Genomic DNA, 18,495 nt, shown 5'->3' with positions numbered 1-18,495 from the left:
AAGAGATCGCGGAGTGGGGGCGGCGGTGACTCCGTTACGCGCCGCGCAGGGTGGCGCCGAGGCGCTCCGCCGCGACGGCGACCGCCGCGTCCCGTGCCGCGACCGCCTCCTCGACGGTGAGCGTCCGGTCCGGTGCCCGGAAGGTGAGCTTGTACGCCAGCGAGCGGCGGCCGGCGCCGAGCTGCGCGCCGGAGTACACGTCGAACAGCCGCACGTCCTCCAGCAGCTCACCGGCGCCCGCCTCCAGCGCCCGGCGCACCTGCTCCGCCGGCACCGAGTCGTCCACCACCAGTGCCACGTCGATCAGCGCTGGCGGGAAGCCGGAGACCGTCGGCGCGGGCGTCACCGGGGTCGCCGGCAGCGTGTCGAGGTTCAGCTCCATCGCGCTGGTGCGGCGGGGCAGCTCCAACGCCGCGACCACCACCGGGTGCAGCTCGCCGGCGTGTCCGACGACCGAGCCGTCGACCCGCAGCTCGGCGCAGCGGCCCGGGTGCCACGGGGCGTACTCGGCGGCGCGCACCTCCACCCGCTCGTCCGGGATCCCGGCGGCGGCCAGCACGTCACGGGCCGCCTCGATCGCGTCCGCCCAGCCGGCCGGTCGACCCGGACCCCACCAGCCGGCCGGGTCCAGGTCGCCGGCGAGCACCACCGCGACGTGCACCGGCTGCTCCGGCACCACCGCGTCGGCGGCGGCGAACTCCGCGTCGGTGGGGCGCCGGTCCACGCCCATCGCCGGCGGGCTGCCGGCGCCGACGCGCGGGTGGAAGACCGCACCGATCTCGTAGAGGGCGAGGTCGCGGTGACCCCGGCCGAGGTTGCGCTTGAGGATGCCGAGCAGCGGGCCGAGCAGCGTGGTGCGCAGCAGCGGCTCCTCCTCGGACAGTGGGTTGGCCAGCCGCACCGCGGGCCGACGCGGGTCGTCGGCCGGCAGGCCGAGCTGATCGGCCAACTCCGGCGACACGAACGGGTGCGCGAGCACCTCCACGTACCCTCGCTCCGCCAGCGACCCGGCCACGGCCCGGCGGCGACGCTGGCGCGGAGTCAGGCCACGGCCCGGCGGCGCGGTCGGCAGCACCGGGGGAACCTTGTCGTACCCGTCGAGGCGGACCACCTCCTCCACCAGGTCGGCCGGGTCGGTCAGGTCGGGCCGCCAGGTCGGCGGGGTGACGCTCAGCACCGTCCCGACACCGCTGGCCACGCCCACCGCGCCCGGGTCCTCGGACAACCGGTCCGCGCCCTGCGCGACCGTGCAGCCGACCCGCTCCAGCAGGGCCACCACCCGCGCCGGCGGGTACTCGACGCCGACCCGCCGGGTCGGCAGGTCCGCCGGAAGGCTGATCGGGGTACGCGGCCGAACGTGGTCGATGTCCAGGATCTCGGCGCTCGGCGTGCCCCCGCCGTGCTCGGTGAGCAGCCGCACGGCACGCTCCAACGCGACCAGCGCCACGGCCGGGTCGACGCCCCGCTCCCAGCGCTTCGCGGCCTCGCTGAACAGCTTGTGCCGGCGGGCCGTGCGCCCGACCATCGCCGGGTCCCAGTGTGCCGCCTCGAAGAGCACGGTGGTGGTGCCGGCGACGACCTCGCTGGTCTCGCCGCCCATCACCGCGGCGAGGGAGATCGGGCCAGTGTCGTCGCAGATCACCATGTCGTCGGCGGTGAGCACCCGGTTGACCCCGTCGAGGGTGGTCAGCTTCTCCCCCGCGTCGGCGCGACGGACCACCAGCGGCCCGGCGATCCGGTCGGCGTCGAAGGCGTGCATCGGCTGGCCCAGCTCCAGCATCACGTAGTTGGTGATGTCGACGGGCAGCGAGATGCTGCGGATGCCCGCGGTGACGAGCCGCTGCTGCATCCAGGACGGCGTGGGCGCGGTCGGGTCGACCCCACGGACCAGGCGGGCCGTGTACCGGTCGCAGCCGACCGTGTCGCGGACCTCCACCGGGTACGCCGGCGTCTCGGTGCCGCCCGGCGCCGGCGTCAGGGCCGGGTCGCGCAGCGGCACGTCGAACGCGTGCGACAGCTCCCGGGCCAGGCCGCGCAGGCTCAGCGCGTACCCCCGGTCGGGGGTGATCTCCAGATCGAGCACGACGTCGTCGAGGCCGACCACCGGGCGCGCGTCGTCGCCCGGCTTGGCCGTCACGTCCGGCCCCAGCACGATGATGCCGGAGTGGTCGTCGCCCAGGCCCAGTTCCTTGGCCGAGCAGATCATGCCCGCCGAGTTGTGCCCGTACGTCTTGCGGGCGCCGATGGCGAAGCCGCCGGGCAGCACACCGCCGGGCAGGATCACCACCACCCGGTCGCCCGGGGCGAAGTTACGGGCCCCGCAGACGATCTCCTGCGGCTCGCCGGTGCCGTTGGCGGCGCCCACGTCGACCCGGCAGAACCGGATCGGCTTCTTGAAGCCGGTGAGCTCCTCGATCTCGCGGACCTCACCGACGACCAGTTGGCCGGTGACCGTCTCGGCCAGGTCCACCACGGACTCGACCTCGACGCCGAGGTCGACCAGGGCCTGCTCCAGGTCACCGGTGGGCAGGTCGGCGGGGAGGTCGACGTACTCCCGCAGCCAACTGACAGAAACTCGCATGACTTCAGACCACCGTTCCCGTGTCTCGTACCCGCATCGCCTACGCCCCGGTCCCGAGCGCGCGGCTGAACCGCACGTCGCCCTCGAAGAGATGGCGGATGTCGCTGACCCCGTGCCGGACCATCAGGGTCCGGTCGATGCCCATGCCGAAGGCGAATCCGGAGTAGACCTCCGGGTCGACGCCGCAGGCGCGCAGCACCCGCGGGTTGACCATGCCGCAGCCACCCCACTCGACCCACTGCGGGCCGTCGCGGTGCTCCGGGAACCACACGTCGAACTCCGCCGACGGCTCGGTGAACGGGAAGTAGTGCGGCCGCCACCGGGTCTTCGCCTCCGGGCCGAACATCGCCCGGGCGAAGTGGTCCAGCGTGCCCCGCAGGTGCGCCATGGTGATGCCCTTGTCGACCACCAGACCCTCGGCCTGGTGGAACACCGGGCTGTGGGTGGCGTCGATCTCGTCGGTGCGGTAGACGCGGCCCGGCACGATCACGTAGATCGGCGGCTTGCGGCTGAGCATCGTACGGGTCTGCACCGTCGAGGTGTGCGTCCGTAGAACAAGGCCCGAGCCCGCAGAGCCATCGGCGGATGCGATGTGGAAGGTGTCCATCAACCCGCGCGCCGGGTGGTCGGCGGGGATGTTCAACGCGTCGAAGTTGACCCACTCCAGGTCGACCTCGGGCCCCTCGGCCACCTCGTAGCCCATCCCGACGAAGAGGTCGCTGATCGACTCCATCAGGGTGCTCAACGGGTGCCGGGCGCCCCGCGGCCGCCGGTCGTAGGGCAGGGTGACATCCACCCGCTCCTCGACCAGCACCCGCTCGGCCTGCTCGCGCTCCACCACCTCGGCGCGCTCGGCGTACGCGGACTCGATCGCCCGGCGGGCCTCGTTGACCCGCTTGCCGGCGTCGGACTTCGCGGCTGGCGGCAGCGCGCCGATCTCCCGGCGCGCGAGGGAGACCGGTGACCGGTCACCCAGGTGCACCGGGCGCAGCGCGGTCAGCGCGTCCGGGTCGGCGGCGGCCTCGAACGCCTTCGTGGCGTCCGCGACGGCCTCGGCCAGGGCGGCGGGGTCGAGCAGGGCAACCTGCTTCGGGTCGTACGGATCGTTGCGGTAGCTCATGGCGTACGGGCACTCCCTCACGGCGGCGCCAGCCCTCACCGGGGCGGCTAGGCGAGTCTACGGACGCGCGGCTGTGCCGCAGCCCGCCGGTAGGAGTTGCGCAGGGAGCAGGTCAGGCCCGCCGCCCGCCGACACCGGCGGGCTGGCTAAACGAACGCCGTGTCGCGTTCATGGACGGACGCTCTCCCCTGCTGTCAGTCGCGCCGGCGGCAATCACCCTCAGCGCTGCGCTCTCGCTGAAGCGTACAGGCAGACCGCCGCGGCGGCAGCCAGGTTGAGGCTCTCCGCGCGCCCGTACAACGGCACCCGCACCCGGGCGTCGGCGGCGGCGGTCAACTCCTCGGGCAGACCGTGCGCCTCCGAGCCGAACAACCAGGCGGTGGGCCCGACGAGCCGACCGTAGTCGGTCAGGTCGTCCAGGTCGCTGTCGCCGTACCCGGTGGTGGCGAAGATCGACAGCCCGGCGGCGCGCAGCGCGTCGACCACCGCGACCGGGTCGGCGGCGCGCACCACGTCGACGTGGAACAGACTGCCGGCCGAGGCCCGCACACACTTGCCGTTGTACGGGTCGACGGCCTCTCCGGCGAAGATCACCGCACCCGCACCGGCCGCGTCGGCGGTGCGCAGCACCGTGCCGGCGTTGCCCGGGTCGCGGATCTCGGCGAGCACCGCCACCAGCCGGGGCGCACCCGCGAGGGCCTGCTCCAGCGACACGTCCAGGTGCCGGCAGACAGCGACGAGGCCCTGCGGGGCGACGGTCTCGGCCAGCGCCGCGATGGCGTCGTCGGTCACCTCGGAGACCGGCACGTCGGCGCGGGCCGCCGTGGCGGCCAACTCCGGATGACGGTCGAGCGCGGTGGTCGTACCGAACAACTCGGTGACCACCCCCGGCCGCGCGAGGGCCTCGCGGACCGCCTGCGGGCCCTCGGCCAGGAATCGGCCGGTGGCGTCGCGGTCCCGGCGGCGTTGCAGCCGGCGGGCGGCGACAACCCTGGGGGTACGCGGGGTGAAGGCCATGATGTGCGTTCCTCCGACACGATTGAGGCGCCCCCCGGACGGCGGTGCCGACACGGGAGACGCCTCGCTCTGGTGCGTGGGGATCAGGCGGCCTGAGCCGCCGCGCCGCCGGTGCCCTCGGCCGTGACCGCGGCCCGGGCCAGCTCGACGATCGCCGCGAAAGAGGCGGCGTCGTTGACGGCCATGTCGGCCAGGATCTTACGGTCGACCTCGATGCCGGCCAGGCGCAGGCCCTGGATCAGACGGTTGTAGGTCATCCCGTTGGCCCGGGCGCCCGCGTTGATCCGCTGAATCCACAGCTGCCGGAAGTCGCCCTTGCGGTCACGACGGTCCCGGTAGGCGTACTGCATCGAGTGCAGCACCTGCTCCTTGGCCTTGCGGTACAGGCGGGAGCGCTGACCGCGGTAACCACTCGCGGACTCCAGCAGGGTACGACGCTTCTTCTGGGCGTTTACAGCCCGCTTGACGCGTGCCATCTCAACTCCTCATTACGTAAAGGTGGCGCGCGTCAGCGGCCGAGCAGCTTCTTGATGCGCTTGACGTCGGCCTTGGCCAGCACGACCGTGCCGGTCAGCCGGCGGGTCTGGGTGGAGGGCTTCTTCTCCAGGTTGTGGCGGAGGCCGGCCTGCTGGGCAACGATCTTGCCCTTGCCGGTCACCTTGACCCGCTTACCCATACCCGTGTGGCTCTTCATCTTCGGCATGTGGAACGTCTTCTCCCCTGTTACTCGCCGCTGGTGTCGGCGGCGAGGCCGGTGTCACCGGCTGCTGCGGTCTCGCTGACCGCCGCGGTCTCATCGGCTTCCGGAGCGGCGGACTCGTCCGCCGCCCGGTCCCGAGGTCCGCCGCGAGACGCCGTAGCGGCGACCGCGGAGGCCTTGACGGCCCGATGCGGGGCGAGAACCATGATCATGTTTCGACCGTCCTGCTTCGGAGCGGCCTCGACGTATCCCAGTTCCGTGATCTCGGACTCGAGCCGGCGCAGGAGCCGGTAACCCAGCTCCGGGCGGCTCTGCTCGCGACCGCGGAACATGATCGTCACCTTGACCTTGTCGCCCGCCTTGAGGAACCGCACCACGTGACCCTTCTTGGTCTCGTAGTCGTGCGGGTCGATCTTCGGCCGAAGCTTCATTTCCTTGATGACGGTCTGCTGCTGATTACGCCGCGCTTCGCGCGCCTTGAGTGCGCTCTCGTACTTGAACTTGCCGAAGTCCATGAGCTTGCACACCGGCGGGCGCGCCATCGGCGCAACCTCGACCAGGTCCAGATCGACGTCCGCGGCCAGCTGAAGAGCGCGCTCCAGCGGGACGATGCCCACCTGCTCACCCTCTGGGCCGACCAGTCGGACCTCACGTGCCCGGATCTGCTCGTTCACGCGTGGTTCGACGCTGATGGGGCCTCCTCGAGTCGTTTCTGCTCTGTCGCCGACCCCTGCGGCTCCCAGGAGGGAACCAACTCGAAAAGCAGAAGGCCCTGGCGCATGCCAGGGCCCGCTCGACCGGTCAGCACGATCACAAGGATCGCGCATCCGGCGCCGGGACATGCCCAGAACCGGTGACCGGACCCGGCCACCGTAGCGGCGACTCGGGTGGGAGCAGGCGCTCCGCTTTCAAGGCTGTCTGCTCGCACGCGGAGACAGCCTGGTCGACTCGATAACACTACACCGACGCCCCGGCCACCCCCAAACCGGGTACGACCTACGTCGTGGGCGGTGCCGCCGGAGGCCGGCGGTGGGCGGTTTCGCCGGTCAGTGGCCGACGGCGCGTTCGGCGAGGCGGGCCTGGTGGGCGTCGTGCAGCCGGCGCAGCGCGCGGACCCCGTCGACGGCCGACTCCTTGTCGGCGGCCTGCAAGGCAACCATCGGCAGCAGGTCGTCGTCGTGCAGCTCCAGGCTGGCCCACGGCGCGCCCCGGTCGAAGCGGACGCCCCGGACGACCTCCCAGGGCAGCTCGTAGGAGCTGACGACGTTACGCACCCGGATGCCCCGCGCGTCCGCTTCCACCCGGGGACGGGTGAACAGCAGGAAGCCCAGCGCGCCGAAGACGCCCAGGCCGATCATGGCGATCTGGTCGCCGCGCTGGAAGCTGCCGTAACCATCGCCGGTCGGGCCGCTCAGCGACGTGGCGACCAGACCGAACACCACCACCAGGGCAGCTGCCGCCGACCAGCAGACCACGCGAATGCGGCGGGGCTTCAGGCGGACCAGCTCGGTTTCACTCACCCCACCAGTCTGCCATCCGCACTCGCCCAGCAAACGCACCACCCGCCGAGCCACCACCCACCACCCACCGCCCACCACGTCAAGATCGTGCTCGATCCAGGATGTAGTGGCCTCCGTCGAGATCGAGGCCACTACGTCAATGATCGAGCGCGATCTTCGCGGTCCAGGCACGGCCGTCGGGAGGTCCCCCGCCCCAAGCCCGCGGCACAGCGCCCCGGCCACAACGGTCGAGCGCGACCTGCCCCGGTCCACGGCCGTCGGAGGTTCCGCGCCTCAAGCCCGCGCCGACTCGATAGATCCACTCGGGATTCATGAAACGGGGGTGTCCATGGCGTGCGGACACCCCCGTTTCAGCGAACCCGAGTTGATCAAGCGCCGGGGCGGGCTCGCGGGCGAGCGGGCGGGCGGGCGGGCGGGAACAGTCAGAGGCGGCAGGCATGGATGTTGGTGACGAGGATGGCGCGGGCACCCAGCTCGTACAGCTCGTCCATGATGCGGTGCACGTCGTCGCGGAGCACCATCGCCTGCACCGCCACCCAGCCCTCGCGGTGCAGCGGCGACACGGTGGGCGACTCGATGCCCGGGGTGAGCCCGCTGGCCCGGTCCAGCAGACCGGCCGGCACGTCGTAGGCGAGCATCACGTAGCGGCGCGCCACCAGCACCCCGTGCAGGCGGCGCAGCAACTGCTCGGCCTGCGGTTGCGCCGGTGCGCCAGCCCGCCGGACCAGCACCGCCGACGAGCGCAGTAGCGGCTCGCCGAAGACCACCAGGCCCGCCTGACGCAGGGTCGCGCCGGTCTCCACCACGTCCGCGATCACGTCGGCGACGCCGAGGCGTACGGCGTTCTCCACGGCGCCGTCGAGGCGGATCACGTCGGCCTTGACCCCCACCTCGCCGAGGTGCCGCTCGACCAGCCCCGGGTACGCGGTGGCGATCCGGTGACCGCCCAGCTCCTGCACGGAGGCGATGTCGTCGGGGCGGGCGGCGAAGCGGAAGGTGGCCCGACCGAAGGCGAGGTCGACGACCTCCTCGGCCGGCGCGGCCGAGTCGATCAGCAGGTCCCGACCGGTGATCCCGAGGTCGAGGTCACCGGAGCCGACGTAGGTGGCGATGTCCTTCGGGCGCAGGTAGAAGAATTCGACGTCGTTGGACTCGTCCCGGCAGACGAGGTCCTTGGGGTCGGTGCGCTGGCGGTAGCCCGCCTCGCGCAGCATCTGGGCGGCCGGTTCGGCCAGGGTGCCCTTGTTGGGAATGGCGACACGCAGCATGACGGAGTGCTCCTTCGGTCCGGTTGGCGATCAACAGGGGTGGAGGCACTCACAGATGTCGGTAGACGTCCTTGAGCTCGAGACCGCTGGCGAGCATCAGCACCTGGACCTGGTAGAGCAGCTGGGAGATCTCCTCGGCGGTGCGCTCCGGCCCCTCGTGCTCGGCGGCCATCCACGACTCGGCCGCCTCCTCGACGACCTTCTTGCCGATGAAGTGCACGCCCTTGTCCAGCGCGGCGACGGTGCCCGAGCCCGGGGTGCCGGCGGCGGCCTTGGCCTGCAGCTCGGCGAACAACTCCTCGAACGTCTTCACGAGGAACGATTCTTCCAGCCACCCGGGCGGCGCCCCGCGTCCGGGTCCGCCGGAATCCAGTAAGCGGACAATTCCCTATCAACATGGTGGGACAATTGTCGATCGATGCCCATGGAGCTCTACGCTGTCCGCCATGGCCAGCAGCTCACGTCTTTTCGCGCTCACCTTCGCCGGCGCCGTCGTCGTAGCCACCGCCGGATGCGCGCCACAGGACGAGAACCCCACCCCCACCGTCACCGCGGCGCCGTCCTGCGCCAAGGACAGCCTGCCCACGCGTACGCCGGGCAAGCTGACCATCGCCACCGACCAGCCCGCGTACGAGCCGTGGTTCTCCGATGACAAGCCGGACAGCGGCGAGGGCTTCGAGTCCGCCGTGGCGTACGCGGTGGCCGAGAAGCTCGGCTACGCCCGCGCCGACGTCACCTGGACCCGGGTCAAGTTCGACACCGCGATCGCGCCGGGGCCGAAGGACTTCGACTTCGACATCAACCAGTTCTCCATCACCGAGGAGCGCAAGCAGGCGGTCGACTTCTCCGCGCCGTACTACCTGGTGCGGCAGACCGTCATCGCGTTGAAGTCCTCGAAGATCGCCGGCCGGAAGTCGCTGGCCGAACTCCACGACGCTCGGCTCGGTGCGCAGGTGGGCACCACCAGCTACCAGGCGATCACCGACGTGATCAAGCCAACCGCCACGCCGCAGGTCTACAACAGCAACGACGACGCGAAGAAGGCGCTGCAGAACGGGCAGCTGGACGGTCTGGTGGTGGACCTCCCGACCGCCTTCTACATCACCGGCGCGGAGATCACCGACGCGACGATCGTCGGGCAGGTGCCGCAGGTCGGTACGCCCGAGGCGTTCGGGTTGCTGCTGGACAAGAACTCGCCACTGACCTCCTGCGTGAGCGGGGCGGTCGGTCAGCTCACCGCGGCGGGCACGCTGAAGCAGCTGGAGCAGAAGTGGCTCGCCCAGGTGGCGGGGGCGGCCGAGCTGCGGTGACGCTTCTGGATCATGTGCCGTCCGAGGCGCAGCTGCGGCGGTCGGCGTACCGGCGTCGGCAGACCGTCTACAGCGTGCTCGTCGCGGCGTCCTCCACGGCGGCGCTCGGCACACTGCTGGTGATCGCGGTGACCGGGGCCCCGGGCTGGGACCGGGTCCGGCAGTCGTTCCTGGATCCGGAGATCGCCCGGGACGCGCTGCCGACAGTGCTGAGCGGGCTCTGGCTCAACGTACGGCTGCTGGTGTGCTGTGCGATCGGCGCGCTGCTGCTCGGGCTGGTGATCGCCGTGCTGCGGACGCTGCGCGGGCCGGTCTTCTTCCCGGTCCGCGCGCTGGCCACCGGCTACACCTACACCTTCCGCGGCCTACCGCTGATCATCGTGCTCTACCTGCTCACCCTCGGCGTGCCGGGGCTGCGGTTGCAGGGCATGCCGCCGGTGCTGGTGCTGGGTGGGATCGCGTTGGTCCTCACCTACGGCGGCTACCTCGCCGAGGTGTTCCGGGCCGGCATCGAGTCGGTGCACTCCAGCCAACTCGCCGCGGCCCGCTCGTTGGGCCTGACCTACCGGCAGACGATGCGGCACGTGGTCCTGCCGCAGGCCGTCCGCCGGGTGGCGCCTCCCCTGCTCAACGACGTGGTGGCGTTGCAGAAGGACGTCGGGCTGGTCTCGCTGGCCGGGCCGATCGACGCGGTCCGCGCCGCCCAGATCGCCACCGCCCAGACCTTCAACTACACGCCGTACGTCGTGGCGGGGGTGCTCTTCGTGCTGCTCGCGATCCCGCTGATCGCGGTCACCGACTGGGTGACGCTGCGCGCGGCCCGTCGACAGTCGGGAGGCTGAGCCATGGCGTTGTTGCGCTGTCGGGGCCTGCGCAAGGAGTTCGGCGGTCACGCCGTGCTCGACCAGCTCGATCTGACCGTCGCCGAGCACCAGGTGGTGGCTCTGATCGGCGCGTCCGGGTCCGGCAAGTCGACCCTGCTGCGCTGCGTCAACCTGCTGGACGACCTCGACGACGGCACCATCGAGTTGGACGGGGAGGACATCTCCGATCCCCGCGTGGACCCGGACCGGGTCCGGCGGCGGATCGGCATGGTGTTCCAGGCGTACAACCTCTTTCCGCACCTGAGCGTGCTGGACAACATCACCCTCGCGCCGCGCCGGGTACACCGGCGGGGTCGGGCGGAGGCCGAGGCGCAGGCCCGGGAGCTGCTCGACCGGGTGGGCCTGGGCGCCAAGGCGGACGCCTACCCGGACCGACTCTCCGGCGGGCAGCAGCAGCGGGTGGCAATCGTCCGGGCGCTGGCCAACTCACCTCGACTGATGCTGCTCGACGAGGTCACCTCCGCGCTGGACCCGGAGCTGGTCGGCGAGGTCCTGGCGATGATCCGCGACCTGAAGGCCGACGGCATGACCATGGTGCTCGCCACCCACGAGATGGGCTTCGCCCGGGAGGTCGCCGACGAGGTGTGCTTCCTCGACGCCGGGCGGGTCGTCGAGAGCGGCCCGCCCGAGCAGGTGCTCGGCGAGCCGACGCAGCCCCGTACCCGGCAGTTCCTGCGCCGGATCATCGAGGCCGGTCGGCTCTGAGCGAGGGCGGCGGAGGGTCAGCCGCCGAAGCCGACCCGCTGGGCGTTGCCCGCCGCCACGGTCCGTACGGCCAGCGCCGCGTCGAGCGCCGCGACGGTGGCGGCCCAGCCCTTGTCCTCCGCCGAGCCGGGCAGACCGGCGCGGTCGCGGGCCTGCTCGATGGTCTCCACGGTCAACACTCCGTGCGCCACCGGCTTGCCCTCGTCCAGCGCCACCCGGGTCAGCCCGTCGGTGACCGAGCGGCAGACGTAGTCGAAGTGGGCGGTGGCCCCGCGGACCACCACGCCGAGCGCGACCACCACGTCGCAGCGGCGGGCGAGGGCCTGCGCGACCACCGGCAGCTCGACCGAGCCGGCGACCCGGGCAACCACGGAACGGGCGCCGCACGCCTCGGCGGCGGCCACCGCACGCTCCAGCATGTGGTCGGTCAGCTCGCCGTGCCAACGGGCGGCAACGACCCCGACGGTCAGCCCCGCGGCGTCGACCGCCTCGACTCCCGGCTCACCGAAACCCGCCATCGTCATGCTCCGATCTCGTCGTTGGCGACCGGACGCCCCAGCGGCGCCTCGGACACCTCGTCCAACTCGTCCAGCAGGTGACCCATCCGGTCCCGCTTGGTGCGCAGGTAGCGCATGTTCTCCGGGTGCGCGCCGACCGGCAGCCCCTCGCGGCCGGTGATGGTCAATCCGTACCCCTCCAGCCCGGCCCGCTTGGCCGGGTTGTTGGTCAGCAGCCGCATCGAACGCACGCCCAGGTCGTAGAGGATCTGCGCGCCGGTGCCGTAGTCGCGGGCGTCGGCCGGCAGGCCCAGGTCGAGGTTGGCGTCGACGGTGTCGCGGCCCAGGTCCTGCAACTGGTACGCCTGCAGCTTGTGCAGCAGCCCGATGCCGCGGCCCTCGTGCCCACGGACGTAGAGCACCACGCCCCGGCCCTCCTGCCCGACCCGAGCCAGCGCGGCGTCCAGCTGCGGCCCGCAGTCGCAGCGCAGCGAGCCGAACACGTCCCCGGTCAGGCACTCGGAGTGCACCCGGACCAGCACATCCTGGCCGTCACCGAGATCACCCAGCACCATCGCGACGTGCTCGGCCGGGTCGTGCTCGGCACGGTAGCCGAGCGCCCGGAACACCCCGTGCCGCGTGGGCATCCGGGCGTCGGCGACCAGCTCGACCTGCTTCTCGGTGCGCCGCCGGTAGGCGATCAGGTCGGCGATGGTGACCAGCGTGAGACCGTGCTCGGCGGAGAACTTCTCCAAATCCGGCAGTCGCATCATGGTGCCGTCGTCGTTGACCAGCTCGCAGAGCACGCCGGCCGGACGCAGCCCGGCCAGCCGGGTCAGGTCGATGCCCGCCTCGGTGTGCCCCGGCCGGCGCAGCACCCCGCCCTCGCGAGCGCGCAGCGGCACCACGTGCCCGGGGCGGGCCAGGTCGGTCGGGTCGGTCGCCGCGGCGGCGAGCAGCCGGCTGGTGTGCGCACGGTCGGCCGCCGAGATGCCGGTGCTGACCCCCTCGCGGGCGTCCACGGTCACCGTGTACGCGGTGCCGCGCCGGTCCTGGTTGGTGTGGTGCATCGGCGGCAGGTCGAGCCGGTCGGCTTCGCTCTCGGTCAGCGCCACGCAGACGTATCCGGAGGTGTAGCGCACCATGAACGCCATCAGCTCCGGCGTGGCCAACTCGGCCGCGAAGATCAGGTCGCCCTCGTTCTCCCGGTCCGCGTCGTCGACCACGACGACCGGCCGGCCGGCCGCGATGTCCGCGATCGCCTGCTCGATATCCCCAAAGCTGGTCATGCGACAGCCTCCGTGTAGATGGGCGTACGGACGGTCGCCGGTCGGGCGGCGCGCGAGGTGCGCCACCAGGCGGCGAAGCCCCAGACGCAGAGGGCGCCGTAGATCAGGTACATGACGGCCGACGGGTAGAACCCGCCGCGCAGCAGCAGCGGCACGCCGACCGCGTCCACCGCGATCCAGAGCAGCCAGAACTCCACCCAGCCACGGGCCATGCCGTAGGTGGCCAGCAGGCTGCCGGTGAGGATCCAGGCGTCGGGCAGCGGGCCCCACGAGCCCAGCGCCTTGAGCACCGGGTACGCCGCGGCGGTGCCGATCACGGCGGCCACCAGCAGCATCAGTCGCTCCCGTCCGGTGGCCCAGCGCGGGACGACCGCCGCCTGCCCGGCGTCGGCGCGACGGTTGCGCTGCCAGCGCCACCAGCCGTAGACGCTGACCGCGAAGAAGAACACCTGCCGGCCGGCCTGCCCGTACAGGTCGTGCTCCTGCGGGGTGGCGAACACCCCGCCGAGGAAGACGGTGAGGAGCAGGGCGTTACCGATCATGCCGACCGGCCACGCCCAGAGCAGCCGGCGCAGTCCGAGCAGCGCCGAGACCAGCCCGAACGCGTTGCCGACGATCTCCCGGGCCAGCACCGGCGAACCGGCGATCTGCACCTGGGCGTCGAGCAGCCAGCTGAGCGGGCCCATCAGGCCACCCCGCCCGGGTTCGCGGCCAGCCCGCGCGCGTCGGCGTCGGTGAGCCGGTCGCCGAGCAGCCGCTCGACGTACTTGGCCAGCACGTCGACCTCCAGGTTGACCGGGTCGCCGACGCCCTTCGCGCCGAGCGTGGTCAGCTTGAGCGTGGTCGGGATCAGGCCGACGGCGAACTCGTCCATGCCGACGGCGGCCACGGTCAACGAGACACCGTCGATGGTGATCGAGCCCTTCTCCACCACGTACCGGGACAGGGCGGCGGGCAGTCGGAACCGGACGGTCTCCCACTGCTCGGCCGGCTCCCGGGAGATCAGTTCACCGACGCCGTCGACGTGGCCCTGCACCAGGTGCCCGCCGAGCCGGCTACCGAGCGCGGCGGCCCGCTCCAGGTTGACCGGGTCGCCGGGGCGCAGCGCGCCCAGCGCGGACCGGCGCAGCGTCTCGCCCATCACGTCGGCGGTGAAGACGCCGTCGGCGACCTCCACGACGGTCAGGCAGACACCGTTGACGGCGATCGAGTCGCCGTGCCGGGCGTCGGAGGTGACCAGCGGGCCGCGTACGCCGAGCAGCGCCGAATCACCCGCCGTCGGCGCTACCCGGACGATCTCGCCCAATTCCTCGATAATGCCAGTGAACATCTCAGCCCTCCCGTTTGCGGGGCAAAGCGGTGATCCGGATATCCGGACCGATCTGCGTAACGTCGACGAACTCCACATCGATGGCCTCGGCGATGGTGGTCACTCCCGCGTCGACCAGAGCGGTCGGGCCGGCGCCGAGCAACCGCGGCGCGACGTACCCGACGATCTTGTCGACCAGGCCGGCCCCCAGGAACGCGCCGGCCAGCCGGGGGCCGCCCTCCAGCAGCACCGCGCGGACCCCGCGCTGGTGCAGCGCCGCGAGCAGCGCCGGCAGGTCGACCCGGCCGCCCGGGTCGGCGCCGACCTCGTCGGCGGTCGCGATCCACGTCCGCGCCGCGCCGTCGCGGACCCGGGCATCAGCCGGGGTACGCCCCGAGCTGTCCACCACCACCCGCAGCGGCTGCCGGATGGCCAGGCTGCCGTCGCGCAGGTTGCGGGCGGTCAACCGGGGGTCGTCGGCGAGCACGGTGCCCACCCCGGCGATGACCGCGTCGACCGTGCCGCGCAGCGCGTGCACGTCGATCCGGGCCGCCTCCGAGGTGATCCACATGCTGCTGCCGTCGGCCGCGGCGGAGCGCCCGTCGAGCGTGGCGGCGTACTTCCAGATCACGTACGGCCAGCCCCGGCGCATCGAGGTCAACCACGCGACGTTGCCGGCCTCGGCCTCCTCGCCGCGTACCCCCAGATCGACCCGGACCCCGGCGGCGCGCAGGGTGGCCGCGCCCCCGGAAGCGACCGGGTTGGGATCGGGCACGGCGATAACCACCCGGCCCACCCCCGCCTGGACGAGCGCGGAACTACAGGGGCCGGTGCGGCCGGTGTGATCGCAGGGTTCCAGAGTGACGACCGCGGTGCCGCCCTTGGCCCGCCGCCCGGCCTGTGCCAGGGCGACGATCTCGGCGTGCGGACCGCCAGCGTACGCGTGGAAGCCCTCGCCCACGACCTCGCCGTCCTCGTCGAGCAGCACGCACCCGACCACCGGGTTGGGGCTGGTGGTGCCGAGCCCGCGCGCCGCCAACTCGATTGCACGCCGCATCGCCTCATCAACGGAGACGCTGGCCATCGCCCTGCCCCTGCCTTCTCACTCGCCGGTCCGCGCGCGGGCGGTCAGGGAGGCGGTGGCCATGGGGCCACGGGCAGGCGGTGGCGGATTCCGGGAACGGCACAGCCGCCCCGGGGGGTCGGCACGGCACGCTGAAGCCAGCGGCCGGCTCGGACCCGTCCGTCCCGCGCGCTGTCTCCCATCCGGACTGTCTGGGCGCGGACGAACCGCCCCCAACCGTCGGCCCCGGATTTTCACCAGGTCCACCGGGCGGCCGAAGCCGTCCGGGTCGCGGGCTGACCACGGTTGGACCGTGGATCACCGCCGGTTCGGAATTTCACCGAGTCCCGCCAGCGCGTGGTGGGTACACGGGAATTCTTACACGCCGATCCGGCCTCGCCGCCACCTTGGCGAGCTACTTCACAGCGGTATCACGCTCAGGTGACGCCGCGACGCCGGTCCACCGCCACGTACGAGCCGGGTTGACTCTTGGCGACCGTCTTCATCTCCGAGGCCACCGCGATCGCTTCGAGGGGGTCGGTGAACCGCTTGCCGGCGTCGGAGAGAGACACCCCGATGGAGAGCGTGACCAGGGCCGCGCGACGGATGTTGCCGCGTCGGTCCTTCAGCTCGACGAAGCCGCGCTCCCGGTCGGTCGCGTCGTAGAGCGTGTCGGCGGCATTCTCGAAGTCGACGACCGCCCGGGACGTCAGTGGGCGCACCTGGTCCGGCGCGCAGACGATGACGAAGTCGTCGCCACCGACGTGACCGAGGAAGGCCGGTGGCAGCCCGACGCCCACCACCGCCCGGTGCAGGCTGCGGGCCAGCGCGGAGATGAAGTCGTCGCCGCGCACGAAGCCGTACCGGTCGTTGACGCTCTTGAACCGGTCGATGTCGACGTAGCCGACGGCGTAGTCCACGCCGTTTCGGACCCGGTCGCTGATCTCCCGGCGGATCCGGCTGTTGCCGGGCAGCCCGGTCAGCGGGGAGACCTCCCGGAACTCCTTGTTGCGGCGCAGCGTGGACGAGACCCGGGCCACCAGCTCGGCGGTGTCGAACGGCTTGACCAGGTAGTCGTCCGCGCCGGCGCTGAGCCCGTGCACCTTGTCGACGGTCATCCCCTTGGCCGTCAGCATGATCACCGGAAGGGCGGAGGTCATCGGATCGGCGCGCAGTCGCCGGGTCAGCTCCAGCCCGTCGATCCGGGGCATCATCAGGTCGACCACCGCCAGGTCCGGCCGCTGGCGCTCGATGACCTCCAGAGCCTCCTGGCCGTCACTGGCGTGGATCACCTCGAAGCCGTGCAGCCGCAGGTTGAACTCGACGAAACGAGCGATGTCCTCATCGTCGTCGACGACGAGAATGATGTCCTTGCGGTCGACCTCGGGCTCCACCTCAGGCCCCGGGAGCCGCGCGTTCCGCCAGTGCCCGCAGGTGCCGTACCGCCTCCGCCGGATCGGCGGCCCCGTACACGGCGGTGCCGGCCACGAACGCGTCGGCGCCCGCGGCGGCCGCCTGCTCGATGGTGTCGGCGGCGATCCCGCCGTCCACCTCGATGCGCAGCTCCAGGTGCCCCGCCGACACGTGCCGCCGGGCCGTCCGCACCTTCTCCAGCAGCTGGGGAATGAACCGCTGCCCACCGAAGCCTGCCTTGATCGTCATGATCAGCAGGGTGTCGAAGCTGGGCAGCAGATCCAGGTAGGGCTCGATCGGGGTGTCCCGGTCGATGGCCAGGCCCGCCTTCGCCCCGGCCGAGCGCAGGTCCTTGGCCAGCGCCACCGGGTCGTCGGACGCCTCCGCGTGGAAGGTGACGTTGTACGCCCCCGCGTCGGCGTAACCGGGGGCCCACCGGCGCGGGTCCTCGATCATCAGATGGACGTCGAAGGGCATGGCCGTGACAGCCCGCAGGCTCTGCACCACGGGCAGCCCAATGGTCAGGTTCGGCACGAAGTGGTTGTCCATCACGTCGACGTGCAACCAGTCCGCGGCGTCCTCGACGGCACGGACCTCTTCGGCGAGGCGGGCGAAATCGGCGGCCAGAATGCTCGGCGCGACGATCGGCGGCGGTACGGTCACGGGGCCAGTGTACGAACGTGGCCACCCGCCACCCGCATCGCGCCACCCTCGGAGACGCGCTGTGACCCAGTAGTGACCAGTGGTGCAGAATTGGACGCTCCGGACCCCCGAATCCGGACGAACAGACATCAGTGGCTGGCCGATCGACGGAAACGCGACGACACTCCAACCGGGACGGTGCCGTAGGCTGCACGCCCGCCGGGGTCTCGCCGCGGGGCGCGGTGACCGGCCGCCAGCTCCCGGGAGGGCGGACGATGCGACGGTGGCTTCCAGCGCTGGTGCTGGCCGGCGTCACGACGATGCTACTGGCCGGCTGCGCGCCGGCGCGGGGCGCGGACGGTGATCTCACCGACGACTGGCCGACACTGCGGGTGCCGAAGCCGTTCACCCCCGCCACCGACACCTGTCTGCCACGGATCACCACGGTCGTGCAGGCCAGCACGTACGAGACGGTGGACTGCGCGCGTAACCACCTGGCCGAGACCATCCACGTCGGCACCTTCGTCGGGCCCGACGCGCTGACCGAGGCCCGACCTGAACCGGGATCGTCGGCGCTGCGCACTGCTCGCTCCGAGTGCGACCAGCGGGCCCGGGAGGTGCTCGGTGGCGACTGGCACACGGCCCGACTCGCGCTGTCCCTCGCGCTGCCGTCCGCGCCCGCCTGGGCCGGCGGCGCCCGCTGGTTCCGCTGCGACCTCAGCGAGACCGGCAGCATCGACAACACCCGCCCGGTCAACCGCACCGGCAGCCTGCGCGGCGCGTTGATCGGCGACACGCCCCTGACGCACCGCTGCTTCGACCCCAAGCTGATCGGCGACAACCTCAACTACATGGCGCCGGTGCTCTGCACCGAGCCGCACCGCGCCGAGTTCGTGGGCGTCTACGAGGAGCAGGACATGAGCTGGGCGGAGTTCGCCAAGTCCGCCGAGCAGGCGCACCGGCGCTGCATGGCGCTGATCGCCGAGTACGCGGCGGTGCCCAACAACAGCGAGCTGCCATACCGGGCCGGGTCCATCTACTACCCACCGTCGCAGCGGGAGTGGGAGGAGGGCGACCGTGGAGTGCGCTGTTTCCTGTGGAGCGACGACCGCAAACTCACCCGCTCGATGCGCGGCGCCGGCCCCGAGGGACTGCCCGCGATCTGAGCATCGGTGCC

20 protein-coding genes and 1 riboswitch are annotated in these 18,495 nt (G+C 72.0%); of the genes, 4 read left to right on the top strand and 16 right to left on the bottom strand.

Annotated elements, in window-relative coordinates:
- Nucleotides 1-34: 34 nt before the first annotated feature.
- The 9 genes from pheT to AC5L30_RS09415 all read right to left on the bottom strand — a co-directional run bounded on the left by pheT (nt 35) and on the right by AC5L30_RS09415 (nt 8,519).
- Nucleotides 35-2,581, bottom strand: coding sequence for a phenylalanine--tRNA ligase subunit beta (pheT, locus tag AC5L30_RS09455; protein WP_494866515.1), 2,547 nt, complete (start codon nt 2,579-2,581; stop codon nt 35-37).
- A gap of 40 nt (nt 2,582-2,621) precedes the next feature.
- Entirely contained in the window at nt 2,622-3,701 is a 1,080-nt protein-coding gene (pheS, locus tag AC5L30_RS09450) for a phenylalanine--tRNA ligase subunit alpha (protein WP_494866514.1), read from the bottom strand.
- Between the two features lie 219 nt (nt 3,702-3,920).
- Nucleotides 3,921-4,718: a TrmH family RNA methyltransferase gene (locus tag AC5L30_RS09445; RefSeq protein ID WP_494866512.1), complete on the bottom strand. Its 798-nt coding sequence runs from the start codon at nt 4,716-4,718 to the stop codon at nt 3,921-3,923.
- Between the two features lie 83 nt (nt 4,719-4,801).
- The gene (gene rplT, locus AC5L30_RS09440; RefSeq protein ID WP_030488429.1) at nt 4,802-5,194 is read right to left on the bottom strand and encodes a 50S ribosomal protein L20; all 393 of its coding nucleotides are present in this window, start codon (nt 5,192-5,194) and stop codon (nt 4,802-4,804) included.
- A 32-nt stretch (nt 5,195-5,226) separates the two neighbouring features.
- Nucleotides 5,227-5,421 (bottom strand): 50S ribosomal protein L35, encoded by a 195-nt coding sequence (gene rpmI, locus AC5L30_RS09435; RefSeq protein WP_007458415.1) that lies wholly within the window; start codon nt 5,419-5,421, stop codon nt 5,227-5,229.
- A 20-nt stretch (nt 5,422-5,441) separates the two neighbouring features.
- Nucleotides 5,442-6,092, bottom strand: a complete 651-nt coding sequence (gene infC / locus AC5L30_RS09430) for a translation initiation factor IF-3 (RefSeq protein WP_328655039.1) — start codon at nt 6,090-6,092, stop codon at nt 5,442-5,444.
- Between the two features lie 372 nt (nt 6,093-6,464).
- Entirely contained in the window at nt 6,465-6,938 is a 474-nt protein-coding gene (locus AC5L30_RS09425; RefSeq protein ID WP_494866510.1) for a PH domain-containing protein, read from the bottom strand.
- A gap of 422 nt (nt 6,939-7,360) precedes the next feature.
- Entirely contained in the window at nt 7,361-8,206 is an 846-nt protein-coding gene (hisG, locus tag AC5L30_RS09420; RefSeq protein WP_494866508.1) for an ATP phosphoribosyltransferase, read from the bottom strand.
- Nucleotides 8,207-8,255: 49 nt separating this feature from the next.
- The gene (locus tag AC5L30_RS09415) at nt 8,256-8,519 is read right to left on the bottom strand and encodes a phosphoribosyl-ATP diphosphatase (protein ID WP_030335709.1); all 264 of its coding nucleotides are present in this window, start codon (nt 8,517-8,519) and stop codon (nt 8,256-8,258) included.
- Nucleotides 8,520-8,652: 133 nt separating this feature from the next.
- On the opposite strand from AC5L30_RS09415, the gene AC5L30_RS09410 reads away from it, so the two are divergent.
- Genes AC5L30_RS09410 through AC5L30_RS09400 form a run of 3 tightly spaced genes read left to right on the top strand, consistent with a single transcriptional unit; the run spans nt 8,653 to nt 11,105 of the window.
- Complete coding sequence (locus tag AC5L30_RS09410) at nt 8,653-9,516, top strand: ABC transporter substrate-binding protein (protein ID WP_494866506.1); 864 nt, start codon at nt 8,653-8,655, stop codon at nt 9,514-9,516.
- Entirely contained in the window at nt 9,513-10,358 is an 846-nt protein-coding gene (locus tag AC5L30_RS09405; protein WP_494866505.1) for an amino acid ABC transporter permease, read from the top strand. The genes AC5L30_RS09410 and AC5L30_RS09405 overlap by 4 nt, the downstream gene beginning before the upstream one ends.
- Nucleotides 10,359-10,361: 3 nt before the next feature.
- On the top strand, nt 10,362-11,105 hold the full coding sequence (locus tag AC5L30_RS09400; RefSeq protein WP_494866503.1) for an amino acid ABC transporter ATP-binding protein: 744 nt from the start codon (nt 10,362-10,364) through the stop codon (nt 11,103-11,105).
- 17 nt (nt 11,106-11,122) lie between these two features.
- On the opposite strand, the gene ribH is transcribed toward AC5L30_RS09400, so the two are convergent.
- The 7 genes from ribH to rpe all read right to left on the bottom strand — a co-directional run bounded on the left by ribH (nt 11,123) and on the right by rpe (nt 17,339).
- Nucleotides 11,123-11,623 (bottom strand): 6,7-dimethyl-8-ribityllumazine synthase, encoded by a 501-nt coding sequence (gene ribH, locus AC5L30_RS09395; protein ID WP_030335701.1) that lies wholly within the window; start codon nt 11,621-11,623, stop codon nt 11,123-11,125.
- 2 nt (nt 11,624-11,625) lie between these two features.
- On the bottom strand, nt 11,626-12,891 hold the full coding sequence (locus tag AC5L30_RS09390; RefSeq protein WP_494866502.1) for a bifunctional 3,4-dihydroxy-2-butanone-4-phosphate synthase/GTP cyclohydrolase II: 1,266 nt from the start codon (nt 12,889-12,891) through the stop codon (nt 11,626-11,628).
- Entirely contained in the window at nt 12,888-13,577 is a 690-nt protein-coding gene (gene pnuC / locus AC5L30_RS09385) for a nicotinamide riboside transporter PnuC (RefSeq protein ID WP_494866500.1), read from the bottom strand. The genes AC5L30_RS09390 and pnuC overlap by 4 nt, the downstream gene beginning before the upstream one ends.
- Entirely contained in the window at nt 13,577-14,221 is a 645-nt protein-coding gene (locus tag AC5L30_RS09380; protein WP_494866498.1) for a riboflavin synthase, read from the bottom strand. Before AC5L30_RS09380 ends, pnuC begins: the two co-directional genes overlap by 1 nt.
- A gap of 1 nt (nt 14,222) precedes the next feature.
- Nucleotides 14,223-15,284, bottom strand: a complete 1,062-nt coding sequence (gene ribD, locus AC5L30_RS09375; RefSeq protein ID WP_494866496.1) for a bifunctional diaminohydroxyphosphoribosylaminopyrimidine deaminase/5-amino-6-(5-phosphoribosylamino)uracil reductase RibD — start codon at nt 15,282-15,284, stop codon at nt 14,223-14,225.
- A gap of 166 nt (nt 15,285-15,450) precedes the next feature.
- A riboswitch (FMN riboswitch) is annotated at nt 15,451-15,622 on the bottom strand.
- Nucleotides 15,623-15,700: 78 nt separating this feature from the next.
- Nucleotides 15,701-16,657: a response regulator gene (locus tag AC5L30_RS09370; protein WP_494866495.1), complete on the bottom strand. Its 957-nt coding sequence runs from the start codon at nt 16,655-16,657 to the stop codon at nt 15,701-15,703.
- A gap of 1 nt (nt 16,658) precedes the next feature.
- On the bottom strand, nt 16,659-17,339 hold the full coding sequence (gene rpe, locus AC5L30_RS09365) for a ribulose-phosphate 3-epimerase (RefSeq protein ID WP_030335689.1): 681 nt from the start codon (nt 17,337-17,339) through the stop codon (nt 16,659-16,661).
- Between the two features lie 254 nt (nt 17,340-17,593).
- Here rpe and AC5L30_RS09360 point away from each other — a divergent pair, with 254 nt between their 5' ends.
- A complete protein-coding gene (locus tag AC5L30_RS09360) occupies nt 17,594-18,484 on the top strand; it encodes a septum formation family protein (RefSeq protein WP_494866493.1) in 891 nt (296 codons plus the stop codon).
- The last annotated feature ends 11 nt before the right edge of the window (nt 18,485-18,495 follow it).

The sequence above is a fragment of the Micromonospora sp. BQ32 genome, assembly GCF_059358895.1.
This window is presented reverse-complemented; position numbering and strand designations above follow the sequence as displayed.